Source organism: Streptomyces sp. NRRL S-920, from assembly GCF_000717945.1.
Taxonomy (GTDB): domain Bacteria; phylum Actinomycetota; class Actinomycetes; order Streptomycetales; family Streptomycetaceae; genus Streptomyces; species Streptomyces alboniger.
Genome location: NZ_JODF01000101.1, coordinates 1 through 16,139, shown reverse-complemented (window position 1 = coordinate 16,139; position 16,139 = coordinate 1). Strand labels below are relative to the sequence as shown.

At 72.8% G+C, this 16,139-nt stretch carries 16 protein-coding genes; 6 read left to right on the top strand and 10 right to left on the bottom strand.

The window, feature by feature from the left end; genetic code table 11:
- Both IG54_RS0136225 and IG54_RS0136220 read right to left on the bottom strand, forming a co-directional pair.
- Positions 1–948 (bottom strand): serine/threonine-protein kinase (locus tag IG54_RS0136225; protein WP_158708998.1); only part of this gene is annotated, 948 nt, incomplete at its 3' end.
- A gap of 620 nt (positions 949–1,568) precedes the next feature.
- Positions 1,569–2,471: a menaquinone biosynthetic enzyme MqnA/MqnD family protein gene (locus IG54_RS0136220; RefSeq protein ID WP_420712315.1), complete on the bottom strand. Its 903-nt coding sequence runs from the start codon at positions 2,469–2,471 to the stop codon at positions 1,569–1,571.
- A 288-nt stretch (positions 2,472–2,759) separates the two neighbouring features.
- On the opposite strand from IG54_RS0136220, the gene IG54_RS0136215 reads away from it, so the two are divergent.
- Positions 2,760–2,963, top strand: a complete 204-nt coding sequence (locus IG54_RS0136215; RefSeq protein WP_006138897.1) for a cold-shock protein — start codon at positions 2,760–2,762, stop codon at positions 2,961–2,963.
- Positions 2,964–3,097: 134 nt separating this feature from the next.
- Here IG54_RS0136215 and IG54_RS0136210 read toward each other — a convergent pair whose 3' ends face one another.
- Complete coding sequence (locus IG54_RS0136210; protein ID WP_030795083.1) at positions 3,098–3,640, bottom strand: helix-turn-helix domain-containing protein; 543 nt, start codon at positions 3,638–3,640, stop codon at positions 3,098–3,100.
- Positions 3,641–3,839: 199 nt separating this feature from the next.
- On the opposite strand from IG54_RS0136210, the gene IG54_RS0136205 reads away from it, so the two are divergent.
- Both IG54_RS0136205 and IG54_RS0136200 read left to right on the top strand, forming a co-directional pair.
- Positions 3,840–4,613: an AzlC family ABC transporter permease gene (locus tag IG54_RS0136205; RefSeq protein ID WP_030795080.1), complete on the top strand. Its 774-nt coding sequence runs from the start codon at positions 3,840–3,842 to the stop codon at positions 4,611–4,613.
- A complete protein-coding gene (locus IG54_RS0136200) occupies positions 4,610–4,924 on the top strand; it encodes an AzlD domain-containing protein (protein ID WP_030795077.1) in 315 nt (104 codons plus the stop codon). The genes IG54_RS0136205 and IG54_RS0136200 overlap by 4 nt, the downstream gene beginning before the upstream one ends.
- 43 nt (positions 4,925–4,967) lie before the next feature.
- Here IG54_RS0136200 and IG54_RS0136195 read toward each other — a convergent pair whose 3' ends face one another.
- Complete coding sequence (locus tag IG54_RS0136195) at positions 4,968–6,782, bottom strand: AMP-dependent synthetase/ligase (RefSeq protein WP_030795074.1); 1,815 nt, start codon at positions 6,780–6,782, stop codon at positions 4,968–4,970.
- A 94-nt stretch (positions 6,783–6,876) separates the two neighbouring features.
- Between IG54_RS0136195 and IG54_RS0136190 the strand changes: the two genes are divergently transcribed.
- Together IG54_RS0136190 and IG54_RS0136185 are read left to right on the top strand one after the other, a co-directional pair.
- Positions 6,877–7,875, top strand: a complete 999-nt coding sequence (locus IG54_RS0136190) for an AraC family transcriptional regulator (protein ID WP_030795071.1) — start codon at positions 6,877–6,879, stop codon at positions 7,873–7,875.
- Between the two features lie 178 nt (positions 7,876–8,053).
- Positions 8,054–9,220 (top strand): lipase family protein, encoded by a 1,167-nt coding sequence (locus IG54_RS0136185; RefSeq protein WP_030795068.1) that lies wholly within the window; start codon positions 8,054–8,056, stop codon positions 9,218–9,220.
- A gap of 52 nt (positions 9,221–9,272) precedes the next feature.
- Here the strand turns inward: IG54_RS0136185 and IG54_RS0136180 are convergent, their stop codons facing one another.
- Positions 9,273–9,911 carry a response regulator gene (locus IG54_RS0136180; protein ID WP_051820437.1) on the bottom strand — a complete coding sequence of 213 codons (639 nt, stop codon included), beginning with the start codon at positions 9,909–9,911 and terminating at the stop codon, positions 9,273–9,275.
- Positions 9,908–11,023, bottom strand: a complete 1,116-nt coding sequence (locus IG54_RS41695; RefSeq protein WP_051820433.1) for a sensor histidine kinase — start codon at positions 11,021–11,023, stop codon at positions 9,908–9,910. Before IG54_RS41695 ends, IG54_RS0136180 begins: the two co-directional genes overlap by 4 nt.
- A gap of 174 nt (positions 11,024–11,197) precedes the next feature.
- Here IG54_RS41695 and IG54_RS0136170 point away from each other — a divergent pair, with 174 nt between their 5' ends.
- Positions 11,198–11,914, top strand: coding sequence for a hypothetical protein (locus IG54_RS0136170; RefSeq protein ID WP_051820431.1), 717 nt, complete (start codon positions 11,198–11,200; stop codon positions 11,912–11,914).
- A gap of 16 nt (positions 11,915–11,930) precedes the next feature.
- Here IG54_RS0136170 and IG54_RS0136165 read toward each other — a convergent pair whose 3' ends face one another.
- From IG54_RS0136165 to IG54_RS0136150, 4 genes are all read right to left on the bottom strand, one after another.
- Entirely contained in the window at positions 11,931–12,452 is a 522-nt protein-coding gene (locus tag IG54_RS0136165; RefSeq protein ID WP_324615450.1) for a hypothetical protein, read from the bottom strand.
- Between the two features lie 71 nt (positions 12,453–12,523).
- Entirely contained in the window at positions 12,524–13,492 is a 969-nt protein-coding gene (locus IG54_RS0136160) for a hypothetical protein (protein WP_030795052.1), read from the bottom strand.
- Between the two features lie 63 nt (positions 13,493–13,555).
- Positions 13,556–14,635: a methyltransferase gene (locus tag IG54_RS0136155; RefSeq protein ID WP_420712316.1), complete on the bottom strand. Its 1,080-nt coding sequence runs from the start codon at positions 14,633–14,635 to the stop codon at positions 13,556–13,558.
- 135 nt (positions 14,636–14,770) lie between these two features.
- Positions 14,771–16,139: MFS transporter (locus IG54_RS0136150; RefSeq protein ID WP_030795046.1), on the bottom strand; the 1,369-nt coding region annotated here is incomplete at its 5' end.

Below are 16,139 nucleotides of genomic sequence, written 5' to 3'. Positions count from 1 at the left end.
GCGCCGCGCAGGACCCGGGGCGGCGGCGATCACCCCCGCGCTCGCCCCCGCCCCCGTATCCAGATCGAGCAGCCGCACCGCACTGCGGCTCACCCTCTCCACGACGGGCCCCGGCAGCCAACCTGCCGCCACGAGTCGGGGTGTGCCCTCGGGGGCGAGGGTGCGGGTCAGTTCCGCGGCGGTGGGGCGGGCGGACGGGTTCTTGGTGAGGCAAGCCGCCGCGAGCGTTCTCAGGTCGCCTTCCAGCGCGCCCAGTTCGGGCTCCTCGTGGACGACCTTGTAGAGCAGCGCGGCCGACGAGTCGCCGGGGAAGGGGGACTGCCCCGTCGCGCCGTAGACCAGGACGGCCCCCAGTGAGAAGACGTCCGCGGCTCCCGTGACGCCCTTGCCGAGGATCTGCTCGGGCGACATATAGCCGGGCGAGCCGATGGAGACGCCGGTGGAGGTGAGTGAGGCCGTGCCGTCCGTGGCGCGTGCGATGCCGAAGTCGATCAGGCGCGGGCCGTCCAGGGTGAGCAGGACGTTCGACGGCTTCACGTCGCGGTGGACGAGCCCCAGGGAGTGGACGTGCGCCAGCGCCTCGGCGAGGCCCGCGCCGAGGACGCGTACGGAGTGGGCGGGCAGCGGGGCGCCGTCCCGGACCGCCTCGGTGAGCGAGGGCCCGGCCGCGTACCCCGTGGCGACCCACGGCACGGGGGCGTCCGGGTCCGCGTCCAGGACGGGTGCGGTCCAGTCGCCGCCCACGCGCCGGGCGGCCTCGACCTCGCGCCGGAAGCGGGCGCGGAACTCCTCGTCGAGCGCGAAGTGCGGATGCACGATCTTGACCGCGACCGTACGGCCGCCCTCGCTGCGGCCGAGGTACACCCGGCCCATGCCGCCGGATCCGAGCCGGCCGAGCAGCCGGTAGGGACCGATCACGGTGGGTTCGTCGGCTTCGAGCGGACGCATGACGTTGGCCTCCCCCAGGCGCGCAGCCGTACCCCTCCCGCACCTTGCCGATGCGGCCCACGCGGCAATACGACTGCCCGTCAGCGTAGTGCGCAACCGGCCGGCGGAACGGCCCGACCGCGACGCAGGACACTCACCTGCCCCCGGCACACAGCCGAACCCTCCCGCACCCTGCCGACGCGGCCCGCGCGGCTAGACGACCGCCCGTCAGCGTAGTGCGCAACCGGCCGGCGGAACGGCCCCGACCGCGACGCACGACCCTGGCCTGCCCCCGGCGCACAGCCGCACCTCCCCGCACCCCGCCGACGCGGCCCACGCGGGCTAGACGACTGCCCGTCAGCGTAATGCGCGACCGGCCAGCGGAACCGCCCCCGCCGCATTCCCCGCCACATGTCACCAATGACCTGATTGACCCTCTACGTCCGGCCCGCTTTCCGCTGTTGATAGCCCCGCCGGGCGGCGACGGGCGCCCCGGCAATTCGCCGTCCGCAATTCGGCGGCGGCGATATCCCGGGGCAGCCGGGAATGCGTGCGCGAGCGACGGGCGATGTCTCCGATTTCGGCGGGGGGAATTCCCCCGCCCCTTCGGACCCGCCTTCCGGACCGGCACCGCGAAGCCGCTACGGCTTCAGCAGCTCCACCCGTACGTCCGCGGGGAAGCCCGTGGTCGGGCCGACCCGGCGTGCGAACTCGGTGACGCCCTCCAGTTGGGCGGCGCCGAAGCGGAAGTCGAGCGTGGTGAAGTAGCGCTCCAGGACGCCGGCGTCGAAGGACTCCCAGCGCGCGGCCTGCTCGGCGACCTTCGTGACCTCCTCCAGGGAGAGGTCGCGGGAGGCGAGGAAGGCCTTGTGCACCGCGCGCACGACCTCCGGTTCCCGCTCGGCGTAGTCGCGCCGGGCGGCCCAGACGGCGAAGACGAACGGCAGGCCCGTCCACTCCTTCCACATCTCGCCCAGGTCGTATACGTCGAGCCCGAGGCGCGGCCCGTCGATCAGGTTGGCGCGCAGCGCGGCGTCGCCGATGAGGACGGCGGCGTCCGCCTCCCGCATCATCAGGCCCAGGTCGGGCGGGCAGGCGTAGTAGTCGGGCCGCACGCCGTACCGCTCGGAGAGCAGCAGCTGGGCGAGGCGCACGGACGTGCGCGACGTCGAGCCGAGGGCGACCCGCGCCCCGTCGAGGCGGTCCAGCGGCACCTGCGAGACGATCACGCAGGACATGACCGGACCGTCGCAGCCGACCGCGAGATCGGGGAAGGCGACGAGGTCGTCGGCGTTCTTCAGGAACTCGACGAGGGTGACGGGCGCGATGTCCAGCTCACCCCGCACGAGCTGCTCGCTCAGCCGTTCGGGGGTGTCTTTCGTCAGCTCGAAGTCGAGGAGCGTCCCGGTCCGTGCGAGCCCCCAGTAGAGGGGCATGCAGTTCAGGAACTGGATGTGGCCGACGCGCGGCCGGGGAGTGCGACGGGAGTCGGGCAGCTGTTCGGCGCCTGTCCCCGCGAAGGCGTCAAGGGGAGAATTGTCCACATCGGGGAGGCTAGCCCCCATGCGGTACGGTGCGGGCGCCGGGTCCCATACGCGCCCCGTCAACCCCCTTGGGAGCCTCGTCAAACCTCCGGGTGACGTGATCTTGCCCCCTATTGCATTCCCCTGCCTGCGTGCTAAGCTCGCCGCAAGTTGCAGTTTGGTTTCCCTTGCAGTACAGAGCCTGCGGAGCATGTGACCCCGTAGGCTCTCGTCTTTTTCAGACTTATGCAGTTGTTTAAACAATCGCTGGTTCTGGAGCAGGGCAACCCTTTGGCCCAAGGAGGGCTTATGGCTACCGGAACCGTGAAGTGGTTCAACGCTGAAAAGGGCTTTGGCTTCATCGCCCAGGAAGGCGGCGGCCCGGACGTCTTCGTCCACTACTCCGCGATCAACGCGAACGGCTTCCGCTCCCTTGAGGAGAACCAGGCCGTTTCCTTCGACGTGACGCAGGGCCCGAAGGGCCCGCAGGCGGAGAACGTCACCCCGATGTAATCGGGCGCCCCACGTCAGTGGGGCGTGTTGATTCCTCCGGTGACGCTTGATCCGGACATGGATGCAGTACCCAAGGAGCCCTGCTCCTCCGCGCGAGCGGGGGAAGCGGGGCTCCTGCCTTTTCGCCGCACCGCCTACGTGTGCTGCATGACCAGGACGAAGGTCGTGCCCGGCTCCAGCGCCTCGTACAGATGCGGGACATCTCCCCGGTACGACATGTAGTCCCCGACGGACAGCTCCACCGTCTCGTCGCGCGGGCCCGCGAGGAGCCGGCCCGTGCTGATGACGATGTGTTCCACCGAGCCCGGGATGTGCGGCTCGGACTCGCGGGCCGCGCCGGGCTCCATCGCCCCGTGGTAGATGTCGCGCCGCACGCCGGTCGGTCCCGCGGAGAGCAGCGTGCCCACGTACGGCGCGTTCTCGGCCCGCATGGACGGGCCCTCCCCCGCGCGGATCACCGTCACGGCGGGGCTGGGCGACTCCACGAGCACACTGAACGGCACCCCGAGCGCCACGGCCAGCGCCCAGAGCGTCTCGATGCCGGGGTTGCCGGTGGCCGCCTCCAGCTGGGACAGCGTGGACTTGGCGATACCGGCGCGCTTGGCCAGCTCGGAGAGGGAGATCCCGGCCTTCGCGCGCTCGCGGCGCAGCGCGGTGGCGACCCACTCGCGCGGCATGCGGGCGGGCGGGGCCTCGCGGGTGCCGCCGGAGCCGCTGCCCGCGACCGTGCCGGAGCCGATGCCCGTGCCCGCGCCGGTGCCGGTGCCGTCCGTCATCACGTTCACTCCCGTTGCCCTTCCCCGCGCGTCGCGTTCGCTACAGGGGACCGATCGTTCGCCTTGACGAACGCACTCCACTCACCCCATCCTACGACGCATGCGTTCGCCACACCGAACAGACGACCCAGCCCAGCGAACGGACGAGAAGACCGGCCCCGGCCTCGTCCGTCTCTCCGATCTACCGCCCGGGGTGCTGCGCGACATCGCCCTCGTCCTGCTGGCCGACGCCGTCGTCGGTGTCTCCTTCGGCGCGATCGCCGTCGCGGGCGGGCTCCCGCTGTGGGTGCCCGTGGTCATGTCGCTGCTCGTGTTCGCGGGCTCCTCCCAGTTCAGTGCCGTCGGCATCCTCACCGCGGGCGGCGGTCCCGTGGCCGCGGCGGCGACCGGGCTGCTGCTCAACTCCCGTACGGCGGCGTTCAGCCTGGCCCTCGCCGACGACATCGGCCGCACCTGGACGGCGCGGCTGATCGGCGCGCACCTGATCACCGACGAGACGGCGGCGTTCGTCCTCGCGCAGCAGGGCCGCAGGCAGCGCAAGGCCGCGTTCTGGATATCCGGCATCGGACTGTTCGCGGCGTGGAACCTCAGCGTGCTCGCGGGCGCCCTCGCCGGGTCGGCGCTCGGCGACACCGACCGGTTCGGGCTCGACGCGGCGTTCCCCGCGGTGCTGCTCGCCCTGGTGCTGCCCGCGCTGCGCGGCGACAGCGCGGCCCGGCGGGCGTCGGCGGCCGGCGCGGTGATCGCGGTCGCCGCGGCGCCGCTGCTGCCCGCCGGGGTGCCGGTGCTGCTCGCCCTCCTCGGCCTGCTCGCGGCGCGCCGCGGGCCCTTCCGCCGCCGTCCCCGCACCACCACTCCCGGGAGCGCCTCATGAACGCCACGCTCGCCTGTGTCCTCGCCCTCGCCGCGGGCACGTACGTCTTCCGGCTGGCCGGGCCCGTGCTGCACGGCCGCGTCGAACTGCCCGTACGCGTCCAGGAACTGCTCACCGTCGGCGCCACCGTCCTGCTGGTCGCGCTGCTCGCCACGGGCGCTCTCATGGAGGGCCAGGGCTTCGCGGGATGGGCCAGGCCCGCCGGGGTGCTGGTCGGCGGGCTCCTCGCCTGGCGCAGGGCGCCGTTCGCGGTGGTCGTGGTGGGCGCTGCGGCGGCGACCGCGCTGCTGCGGCTCGCGGGAGTGTCCTGACCGGCAAAGGAGCGCAGACGACTGGGGAGCGTAGGCCCCCGGCTCAGCCCTCGCCGTCGCCGCCTGACCCCTCCTCGTACAGCGCGTCCACGACCTCCGCGTACCGCTCGGTGACCGCGCGCCTGCGGACCTTCAGGCTCGGGGTCAACAGGCCGTCCGCCACTGTGAAGTCCTCGTCCAGGACGGCGAACCGCCGGATGCGGGCGGGACGCGAGACCGTGGCGTTGGCGGCGTCCACGGCCTCCTGGACGAGGGCGCGGACGCGTGGGTCGCGGGAGAGGGGCACGGTCAGCTCCACGCCTTCGCGGGCGGCCCAGCCGGTGACCTCCTCCGTGTCCAGGGTGATCAGCGCGACCGGGTGGGGGCGGCGGTCGCCGACCATGACCGCGCGGGAGACGAACCGCGAGGTCTGCACGGCGAGTTCGCTCAGGGAGGGCGTGAGGTTCTTGCCTCCCGAGGTGATGATCAGGTCCTTCTTGCGGCCGGTGATCGTGAGGTAGCCGTCGTCGTCGAGCGCGCCCAAGTCGCCCGTGTGCAGCCAGCCTTCGGCGTCGATGGCCTCACGGGTGGCGGCGGGGTTGTTGTGGTAGCCGGAGAAGACCATCGCGCCGCGGGCCAGCACCTCGCCGTCGGGCGCGATGCGGATCTCGACGCCGTCGACCGGGCGGCCCACCGTGCCGTAGCGCACGGCGCCGGGGTGGTTGAGGGTGAGGACGCCGGCCGACTCCGTCATGCCGTAGCCCTCGTAGACCTCGATGCCGCAGGCCCGCAGGAAGTCCACGGTGTCCGGCGCGATGGGCGCGCCGCCGGTGAGCGCCCAGCGGACCCGGCCGCCGAGCGCCTGCCGGACCAGGCCGTACAGGGCCTTGTCGGCTGCCTCGTACGCGTCCCGCAGGTCGGGCGGCAGAGTGCCTTCGGCGGCCTTGACGCCGATGCGGACGGCCTCCTCGAACCGCTCGCGCCCGCCCTCCTGCGCCTCCGCGAGCGACAGCACGACCGATCGCACCTTCTCGAAGAGGCGGGGCACGGACGGCAGATGGGTGGGGCGTGCCTCGGCCAGCTCGGCGACGACGTCCTCGACGCGTCCGCCGAAGAAGGTGAGCGTGCCGCCCTGGAGGAGCGTCGTGAACTCGATGAGCTGGGCGAGGAGATGGGCGAGCGGCAGATAGAGGTACGTGGAGTCGCCGGGCCCGCCGCCGACGAGCGGCACGGAGGCGCGCTGCACGGCCAGCAGGTTGCCGTGCGTCAGCAGGCATCCCTTGGGCGGGCCGGTGGTCCCGGACGTGTAGATGATGGTGGCCAGATCTCCCTCGCCCCGGCCGGCGGCACGCTCCAGCAGCACGTCGAGATCGGGGGCCTCGCCGAAGGTGGCGGAGGTGCCCGGTTCCGCGGGGCCGGTGAGGGCCGGCATCAGGACCACCTCCCGTACCCCCGCCAACCGCTCCTCCCCCCGCAGCCGCTCGATCTTCGCCGCCTGGAGCGCGTCCTCGCAGAGGACCACCGTCGCGCCCGAGTCCGTCACGACCCACGCGATCTCCTCGTCGCCCGCCGTCGGGTAGACGGGGACGACCACCGCGCCCGCCGCGAGCATGCCGAAGTGGGCGTGGGTCCACTCGGGGCAGGTCTCGGCGAGGATCGCCACGCGGTCGCCGGGGCGCACGCCCAGCGCGAGCAGGGCGCGGCCCACGTGGCGTGCGCGGTCCCGCAGTCCGGCGTAGGAGAGTTCGGTCCACTTCCCCTCGCGGCGAAAGCGCAGGGCGGGCAGTGTGCCGTAACGGTCCGCCGCCCACTCCGTCAACAGGGCCAGGGTAGAAGGGAGTTCCGCCGCCGTCAGGGGTTCCTTCCGCGTCTGCTGCATGCGTACGACGCTAGGGAGCGCGCCCGGCGTGCGGGATGACGCGAAACGTCAGCGGCGCTGGCCGGGGCGCTCAGCGCGGCGCTACCTTCATGGCATGGCCAGGCGGACGATCACCGTGCACCATGTGCGGGCCGTGCTGCGCGGAGCCGAGCGGCGCGGCATCGACACCGTCCCGCTGCTGCGGGGCGCCGAGATCCCGCCGCTGCTCCTCGGCGACGACCGGGCGCGCGTGACGGCCCCTCAGTTCGTCCGGCTCTTCAGGGAGTTGTACCGCGCCACGCAGGACGAGTTCCTGGGTCTGGGCTCCGCCGTCAGCAGGCCGGGCACGTTCGCGATGATGTGCCAGGCCTCGCTCGGCTGCCGTGACCTCGGCGCGGCCGTGCAGCGGGGCGTCACCTTCTACGGCCTCTTCCCCGGCGGGCCCGACCTCGTCCTGGAGCGCCGGGGGGACGAAGCCGTGTTCGGCGTCCGCAGCGACCTCGAACAGGACTACTTCCTCGCCGAGTGCCTGGTCATCATCTGGCACCGCCTGTGCAGCTGGCTGGTCGGCCGCCGCATACCGCTGCGCTGGGCGGAGTTCGGCCATCCGCCGCCCCCGCACAAGGACGAGTACGAGCTGCTCTTCGGCTGCCCCGTGCGGTTCGGGGCCGAGCGCACCGGCGCCGGGTTCCCCACGCACTGGCTCGACGCGCCGCTGATCAGGGACGAGGAGGCGCTGGACGAGATGCTGCGGCGCGCGCCCTTCGAGCTGCTGACCCGCCGCGAGTACGGCACGACGGTCGCCGAGCAGGTGGGCCGCACCCTCGCGCGGTCCCTGCGCTCCTCGCCCCGTCTCCCCTCGCTCGGTGAGATCGCGGCGCGGCTCGCGGTGAGCCCGGCGACGCTGCGGCGCCGCCTGGCCGAGGAGTCCACGTCGTACCAGCAGCTGAAGGACGCGGTGCGGCGGGACGCGGCGATCGCGGGCCTGGCGGAGGGCCACGAGCCGATCGCCGAGCTGGCGGCGCGGCTCGGGTTCTCCGAGGACACGGCCTTCCACCGGGCGTTCCGCCGCTGGACGGGGACGACGCCGGGGGCGTACCGCACCCGCCTCTGAAGCAGGGCCCACTTCTCCCGCTTCCCCCGCTTCCCCCGCGGCCCCGGAGATCCGCAGGCCCGGAAGGCAGACGCGGTCAACGAAGGTGAGCGTCCCGGTCAGCCCCCTACTTACTCACGCGTCACTACGGTCGAGGCCCGCACATCCCACCCCCCCTGTGGACAGTTGGGAGAGCCGCATGCACATCCCCCGTACGAGCGTCAGAGCATGGGCCGTCGTGGCCGCGATAGGCCTGTCGTCCCTCACCCCGCTCGGCGCGGCCCACGCCGACGAGCGCGGCGCGGCCGCGTCCCCCGGCGACATCGTCAGCTCCGAGCCGAGCAGCTTCCACCCGCTGCCGGGCCAGCCGACGGGCACCAAGGCCTGGAAGATCCACTACCGCTCGACGACGGCCAAGGGCGAACCCAACACCGTCTCCGGGACGGTCATCGTGCCGCAGGACGGCAGGACGGGACCGCGCCCCCTGATCACGTACGCGGTGGGGACGGTCGGCGTGGGCGACCACTGCGCGCCCAGCGCGGGCTTCCCGAGGGGCACCGCGCTGGAGGCCAACCTCATCCAGCAGCTCACCCTGCGCGGCTGGGCGGTGGCCGTCACCGACTACGAGGGTCTGGGCACCCCGGGCGACCACACCTACACCGTGGGCCGCTCGGCAGGCCAGGCCATGCTCGACGCGGCCCGCGCCGCGATCCGCCACCCCGAGGCGGGCCTCGGGAAGGACACCCCGGTCGGCATCATGGGCTACTCGCAGGGCGGCCAGGCCTCCTCCTGGGCGGCCGAGCTGCACGGCTCGTACGCGCCCGAACTCGACGTCAAGGGCACGGCCACCGGCGGCGTCCCCGGCGATCTGATGAAGGTGGCGGACTTCAACGACGGTTCGTACGGCTCGGGGCTGATCTTCATGGCGGCGATCGGCCAGAACGCGGCCTTCCCCGAGCTGGACCTCGACTCCTACCTGAACCCGGTCGGCAGGACGCTCCTCGGCGCCATGAAGAACACGTGCGTGGCGGACGGCGCGGTGCTCGGCGCGTTCAAGTCGATCGACTCGATGACCACGAGGAACCCCCTCGACCAGCCCGACTGGCAGCGGCGCCTGCGCGAGTCGCGGGTCGGCTCCGTCAAGCCGGACGCGCCGGTGTACCTGTACCACGCGCTGGCCGACGAACTCATCCCGTACGGCGTCGGCAAGCAGGTCCGTGCCGACTGGTGCGCGAAGGGCGCGGACGTCGAGTGGCACACCATCGCGGTCGGCGAGCACGTCAGCGGCGTGATCACGCAGTCACCGCACGCCACCCAGTGGCTGGCGGACCGCTTCGCGGGGAAGCCGGCGCGGAGCAACTGCTGAGCTGAGCGGACGTGTTGGGGGGGGGCGGCTCCGGACGCGAACGCCGACCGCGTCAGCCGAGCCCTCCCCCGTACGCGTCGTCCTCGTCGAGCCGCCGGGCCAGGTCGATCTTCGTCAGGGCCGGGCGGCCGGCCTGTCGGTACTTCTCCTTCACCTGGTCCAGGTAGTACTTCGCGGTGTTGACGGTGATGCCCGCGCGCCGGGCGGTGGCTTTCAGGGTCAGTCCGGAGGCGTAGTCGCGCAGCACCTGACGTTCCCGGGGAGCCAGGTGCGGCCGGGTCGGGGTGGTGTCCTTCACCCAGCCGAAGGCGAGTTCAGGTGAATGCGCGGTCCCACCCGCGGCCACCGTCTCCACGGCCTCCACCAGGGTGTCCAGGGCGTGGTCCTTGGTGAGGTAGCCGTCGGCCCCCGCGGCCACGGCCGCCACGACCCGGGCGTGGTCGGCGACCGTGCTGATGACCAGGACCTTGCTCCCGGCCGCCCGCACCCGGCGTACGTTCGCCTCCGGGCGGGAACCGCCCCCCAGTACGAGGTCGAGGAGCACCACGGCGGCCGTCCGGGCGGGGCCCGCCAGCAGGGCGTCGACCGTCGGCACGGCTCCGATCAGGCGCAGGCGTTGCTGGCCGGACAGCCAGGCGCGCAGCCCGTCGAGGAGCATGCGGTCGTCGTCGACCACCGCGATGTCGATCACGCCGGCCACCGCAGCTCGACCACTGTTCCCTCACCGGGCCGGCTGTCCACTTCCGCCCTGCCTCCGATGGCGGCCATCCTGCCGTGCACGGAGCGGCGCAGTCCGGTCCCGGCACGGCGGTGGCTTTGGTCGGATGTGTCGAAGCCGATGCCGCGGTCGGCCACGGCCACCTCGATGCCATCGGCGCTGCCGAAGACGGTGAGGTAGGCCAGCGGGGTCTGTGCGTGCTTGTGGACGTTGTTCAGGGCTTCGGACACCGCGGCGGCCAGGGCGTGGGCGACCTCCTGGGGCAGTTCCGGCACCGCGTCGTACTGCGCGGTCACCTTCAGGCCGAGGCTTTCCGCGGAGCGGGCGGCCTCCTCCAGGGCGGCCCAGGCGATCGTGCCGGGTGCGGGCAGGCCGCTGTGCGGGGGCGGTTCCTCGTAGGCCTGCACGAGCCGGCGCAGGTAGGCCGCTTCGCGGGCGCAGCGGTCGCGGACGGCGGGTGCGTTGGCGTCCACCCGGCCGGCGGCGATGGCGGTCAGGGTGGCGAGCACGGTGTCGTGCAGTGCCGCGTGGTGCGCGGTCCGCTCCGCCTGCCGCGCCCGCGCGGTCTCGGCGACGACGGCCCGTTCCTGCGCGAGGTCCAGCCGGGACCCCTGACGCCGGAGGTACCACCAGCCCGCTCCGGCGAGGGCCGCGGCCTCGACGACCGCCGTGAAGTGATCGAAAAGGGCCGGCAAGGTGGGTCTCGCGACCACCTCGTAGACGCTCAGTGACGTGCTCAGCAGGAGCAGGACCGCCCAAGCGGCACCTCGCAGGCCGAGCGCCACCACGGCGGCCGCCGCCGAGGAGAGGGCCTGCACCATCAGCCAGCCGTGCGGTTCCACCGCCGATCCTTCACCGATCGCGACGACGGCGACCCACGGGAACACACAGCCGGTCAGCAGTACATCGGCCCAGACCCACCGCGGATGAAACCAGCCGCGCAGGAGGGCCGACCCGTAGAGGAGCAGGGTGACGGCGCCCACGGCGGCCAGAAGGCCGACGCTCCGCCAGTCGGACGGGCCGGTGGCGACGGCGTCGGCCGCGTACACCAGGTGCGCGATCCGAAAGAGCCCGACGGCCTTCACAGCGAACCCCCGTGCACGCCGAAGCCCCACGCGCCCACTCCCCCGTGTGTTGAGATCCCCCACCGGCACCCCCCTGAATGGACGGGTACCGAGCACTCAGTGCATCTCGCTACGTTTCTCGGCGTCAAGACAGTCCCCGGACATCCGCCCGAGCGATTCCTGGAGGAGCACATCATGCGACGTCAAAGAGGCTTACGGGCCGTACTCCTGGCCGCGGCCGTCGTCTGCACCACCGCCCTGGCCGGCTCCGCCCAAGCGCAGGCCGCCCCCGCTTCGGGTGCTGCTTCCGCTTCCGCTGCTACGGGTGTCGGGCCGGTCCAGCTGCGCTACACCGGGACCGGCGGCGGTCCCCAGAACATCGCGCGGCGCGCCGCCACCGAGGCGGCCCTGGCCCAGGCGGCGGCCACCGGATTCAGTGCCTCCCAGTGCCGTGAAACCAACGGGACGGACTTCGAGCACGTCGGGGGGTACTGGACCTCGATCCGGGAAGTCACCTGCGTCGGGGAACCGGCGGTGGCCGCGGCGCAGCTGGACCTGTACCGCTACCTCAAGCCCGGCAAGGACCACCTCAGCAGCGTCTGGCACGTCCCCGACGGGTACAACCGGGAAGGCAGCATGGGCCGCCTCCACACCGCGCCGAAGCCCGGCACCCATCCGCTGTACCTCTGTGTCGTTCGCGGGGACCACTTCCTCACCACCGACGTCAACTGCGAGGGCCAGCAGTACGTGACCCGTCTCGGCTGGATCCAGGACGCCCCGCAGCCCGGCGTGCCCAGCGCACCGCTCTACCGGTGCCTCGGCGGCGGGCGCCAGCTGTTCGAGTCCAACGACCCGAACTGCGAGGGCATGACCAACGGCGGCGGCCCGCTCGGCTACACCCTCACGGGCTGAGCCGACGGGTCGTTCGTCAGCGCACCACGACCACGCGCGTGCCGACTTCCACAAAGCCCCAGAGGCTCTGGGAGTCCTTGCTCCGGAGGCGAATGGCGCCGGTCTTCCTTCCGGGGGCGGGCGCAGGCGACGATCCGTCCCGAGCGGCGGAGAAAGCCGTCGCCGCACCCCCGGGATTGTCGAAGTAGACGACGCGCACAACCGGCACACCGTCGCTGCCTGTTGTGGCATCGCGGCGCCCGGTCACCTTGTGCTGGCCGACCCTCGGATCCACCGAGCCGGGCCACGCGGTGAAGGTGACGAGATTCCGGTCCCCACTGCCCGCGACCAGCCATATCCGGTCCTGGCCGAGGGAGTAGACGACCCGCCTGCCTTCACCCGAGCCGTTCGGGGGGAGCTGGGGTGTGCGGTGCTGCTCCCTACTGACGCCGGGCTTACTGGGGCTTGCCGTCGGCTTGGTCCGGGCGGCAGGAGGGGAAGCTGTCCCCTCGGCCTGGACCGCGAGGACCGCGACCACGGCCAGCGCGGCCACGGTCACACTGGACACACTGGCCCAAGGGGGTATGCGGCGAGTCATCGTTTGGTTGCTCTCCCGGCGGGGTCGGTCGATCAGTTGAGGTTGCCGTCCATGCCGCTGTATATCTCTGCGGCCTCGCAGAAGCCGAGGCCGAACTGCTCGGCCACGGCCATCGCCTCGTCGATCTTCTGTACGTCGAGCGCGTCGCACTTCAGCCTGTCGCGGTGGTCCGCCAGCCGCGTACGGGCATCGGCCACACGGTCGACGGGCACCAGCCCGCCCACCATGTAGTTGCCGACGATCGTGGGCGCCGGGTCCTGCCATTCCAGGTCGGGGAACTCCTCGCGCAGAAGACCGGTCAAAGGTGTCGGCGCGGTGAATCCCACCGCGCCGATACCGGCTTCCGCACACAGGTGGGTGGGCCAGGTGTACCCCCTGGACATCCACCCGGGCATCAGTGCGGCGGCGAACTCCACGACGCAGTACGGAACTTCGCGGGTCAGCAGCTCGGCCGCGTCGAACTCCCTGCCGTCCTCGGGGCGCCGGACGTGCCGCTGCCCGGCGCGCAGCGCCACCGCCGAGCCGCGCAGCATGCGCAGCGGCATGGCAAGCCCCGCGGCGAGCGCGTCGTCGTCGGGGAGGCGTCCGCCCGCGTCGGGCTCGATCCTCCCGGAGAGCGCCGGGTCGAGCCGGTCGATCATCTCCGCGGCGATGGCGTCCACGCCCGTGGTGTCCACGCCCGTGCCGTCCACACCGGTGGCGGACGCCGCGAGGTAGCGCCGCATGCCTTCCGCGATCCGCTCGGGCCCGTCGCCGACGAGGAAGAAGGGCCGACCCCAGACGTACAGGTGCGGCTCGAAGTCGATCCCCTCGTGCTCACGTACGTACGCCTGCACACCCAGCGCCCACGCCTTGGCCCGGAAGCGGACCTTGCGTATCCGCACCGCGTCGGCGATCAGGTCGTTGATGTCGTCGTCCCCGCCCTGACCGGCCAGGTACGGCAGCAACCGACTCTCGATGAGCGGCAGGTCAACGGGGTGAAAGCTCGTGTCGAAACCCATGATCGAAACAATAAGGCCCCCGGTCCCACGGACTCCCGGGCCTCCCAGCCTCCCGGCCTCCGGCTAGGCCACTGCCTCGATGAGGGAGAACGGCTCGGCGTCGGGCAGCGGGGTGACCGATGTGACGCGCAGGCCCGCGCGTCGGCACACGTCCTCGAAGTCCGGCCGGGTGCGCTCCCTGCCGCCCACGTTCACCAGCATGTTGAGGTCGCTCAGGTAGGTGAGCGCGCTGTCGGTGAGGCCGGGTTCGGGGCCGGGGTCGACGACCTCGGGGAGCACGGGCTCCACGATCAGGACACGGCCGCCGGGGGGCAGCACCTCACGGCAGTGGCCGAGGATCGTGACCGCCTGTTCGTCGGTCCAGTCGTGCAGGATGCTCTTCACCAGGTAGGCGTCCGCGCCCTTCGGCACCGAGCGGAAGAAGTCACCGGCGACCACCGAGCAGCGGTCCGTGAGCCCGTGCCCGGACAGGGTCCGCGGGGCCTGGGCGAGGCCCTCCGCCGTGTCGTAGAGGACACCGCTCAGCGCCGGGTAGGCGGTGAGCACCCCGGCCAGCAGCGTGCCGTCGCCGCCGCCCACGTCGGCGACCGTGGAGAACCGGCCGAAGTCGTACGCGCGCGGCAGCGCGGCGGCGGCCTCGCCCGCGGCCTGGCTCATCGCCGCGTTGAACGCGACGGACAGCTCCGGGTGTTGGGCGAGGTGACTGAAGAAGTCCGTGCCGAAGACCGTGTCGAAGGCGATGTCTCCGGTACGGACGCTCCCGTCCAGGTGCTCCCAGGCGCGGGTCAGCACCGGCTCGGTGAACATCCGCACGAACGAGGTGAGCGAGCCGGGCCGGGTGGAGTCGAGGCACGCACCCGCCCGCGTCACGGAGAAGGTGCCGGGAGTGTGCTCCCGCAACAGGCCGAGGCCGGTGAGGGCGCGCAGCAGCCGGGTCATCGGCTGCGGCTCGGCCCCCGCGTCGGCGGCTATGTCGTCGGCGGTGCGCCGCCCGTCGCCGATCAGCTCGACGATCCGCATCCGGACCGCCGCGCGCAGGGTCTGCGCGGCCATGCTGCCGAACGCGATACGGACGATCAGGTCGCGGTCGGCCGCTTCGGCCTCGGTGTTCAGGTTCGCGTTCAGGTTCGCGTTCTCGTTCACGTTCACCACGGGTGTTCCCCTCCATGCTGCTTCGTCGTGCGGCGGGCTTCACCACCGTCGCGGACTTCGACGGCCCCGTATTGGACGAAAGTTCCCTACGGGAGGCGCGGGCGAAGGCACGGACCGGCGCCGGGATCAGCCGCGAGGCAGGAGCCTCGCCGCGAGGGCCGTCGTCGCGCACAGGGTGAGGCCCGCCACCAGGAGGCCCGTCCGCATGCCCGGCAGGGAGAACCCGGCGCCCTCGCCCGCGAGGAGCGCGCCGAAGAGGGCCACGGACATCGCCCCGCCCGTCTGGCGCAGGGAGTTGAGCAGACCGGAGACCGTTCCCGCGCGCTCCCCCGGCACACTGTCCATGAGCTGTGCGGTCAGCGCGGGGACGGCGAGCGCGCCGCCGATGCCGGTCGGGATCAGCAGGACGAGGACGAGCCACAGCGGGGTGTCGGCCGCCAGCGGGAGCAGGGCGAACACGGCCAGCGCGAGGATCGCCTGGCCGAGGACGACGACCCGGCGGCGGCCGACGCGCTCGGCGAGCCGGGGCGAGACGAGGTTCGTGCCGGTGATGAACGCGGCCAGCGGCACGAACATCAGGCCCGCCTCGACGCCCGACATGCCGCGCAACTGCTGGTAATAGAGGCCGAGAAGGAAGGTCACGCCGTAGAACCCGGCGTTCACCGCGAAGCCGACCGCGAGGGCGACGGAGACCTGCCGCTGCCGCAGCAGCCCGAGCGGGACCATGGGCGCGCGGTGCCGCTTCTCGGCGGCGCGGAAGGCGAGGGCGGAGGCGGCCGCGACGGCGAACGCGGCGAGGACGGGTGCGCTCGTCCAGCCCAGGTGCCCGCCCTCGATGACGGCGAACGCGAGCCCGGCGAGGGTGAGGACGGCGGTGACCTGCCCGGCGATGTCGAGCGGGGCGGGGCGGCGCGGGGAGCGGGCGGTACGGGCGAGGAGGGCGAGGATGACCGCGCCCACCGGGAGGTTGAGCAGGAAGACCGCACGCCAGCCCGCGGTTTCCGTCAGGATGCCGCCGAGTACGGGCCCGACCGCGACGGCCGCGGAGCCGCCGACCGTCCACAGCGCGATGGCGCGGGCCCGGCGGCGCGGATCGTCGTACGCCTGGCGGATCAGCGCGAGCGAGGCGGGCATCACGATGGCGGCGGCCCCGCCCTGCGCGACGCGCGCGGCGATCAGCGCGCCGATGCCGGGCGCGAGGGCGCAGGCGAGCGAGGCGGCGGTGAAGAGCCCCACGCCCCATGCGTACGCCCGTCGGGCCCCCGCCCGGTCGGCCAGCGCCCCCGCGGAGAGCATCAGCGCGGCGAACATGAGCGTGTAGGCGTCCACGACCCACTGGAGGCCCGCCATGCCGCCGTGGAGGGTGGCGCGGATGTCGGGCAGCGCGATGTTCACGGCGGTGACGTCGATGGTGATGACGGTGAAGCCGAGGAGTGAGGCGACGAGGGCGACGGGGCTGCCGGTGCGGGGGGTGGGGGGCGCGGCCGTGCGGACG

Excerpts from the sequence above, each read along its gene's own strand:
- IG54_RS0136215 (WP_006138897.1), top strand. The coding sequence starts at position 2,760 with ATGGCTACCGGAACCGTGAAGTGGTTCAACGCTGAAAAGGGCTTTGGC.
- IG54_RS0136210 (WP_030795083.1), bottom strand. The coding sequence starts at position 3,640 with ATGCCGCGCGAGTGGGTCGCCACCGCGCTGCGCCGCGAGCGCGCGAAG.
- IG54_RS0136185 (WP_030795068.1), top strand. The coding sequence starts at position 8,054 with ATGCACATCCCCCGTACGAGCGTCAGAGCATGGGCCGTCGTGGCCGCG.
- IG54_RS0136170 (WP_051820431.1), top strand. The coding sequence starts at position 11,198 with ATGCGACGTCAAAGAGGCTTACGGGCCGTACTCCTGGCCGCGGCCGTC.
- IG54_RS0136200 (WP_030795077.1), top strand. The coding sequence starts at position 4,610 with ATGAACGCCACGCTCGCCTGTGTCCTCGCCCTCGCCGCGGGCACGTAC.
- IG54_RS0136195 (WP_030795074.1), bottom strand. The coding sequence starts at position 6,782 with ATGCAGCAGACGCGGAAGGAACCCCTGACGGCGGCGGAACTCCCTTCT.
- IG54_RS0136190 (WP_030795071.1), top strand. The coding sequence starts at position 6,877 with ATGGCCAGGCGGACGATCACCGTGCACCATGTGCGGGCCGTGCTGCGC.
- IG54_RS0136205 (WP_030795080.1), top strand. The coding sequence starts at position 3,840 with ATGCGTTCGCCACACCGAACAGACGACCCAGCCCAGCGAACGGACGAG.
- IG54_RS0136160 (WP_030795052.1), bottom strand. The coding sequence starts at position 13,492 with ATGGGTTTCGACACGAGCTTTCACCCCGTTGACCTGCCGCTCATCGAG.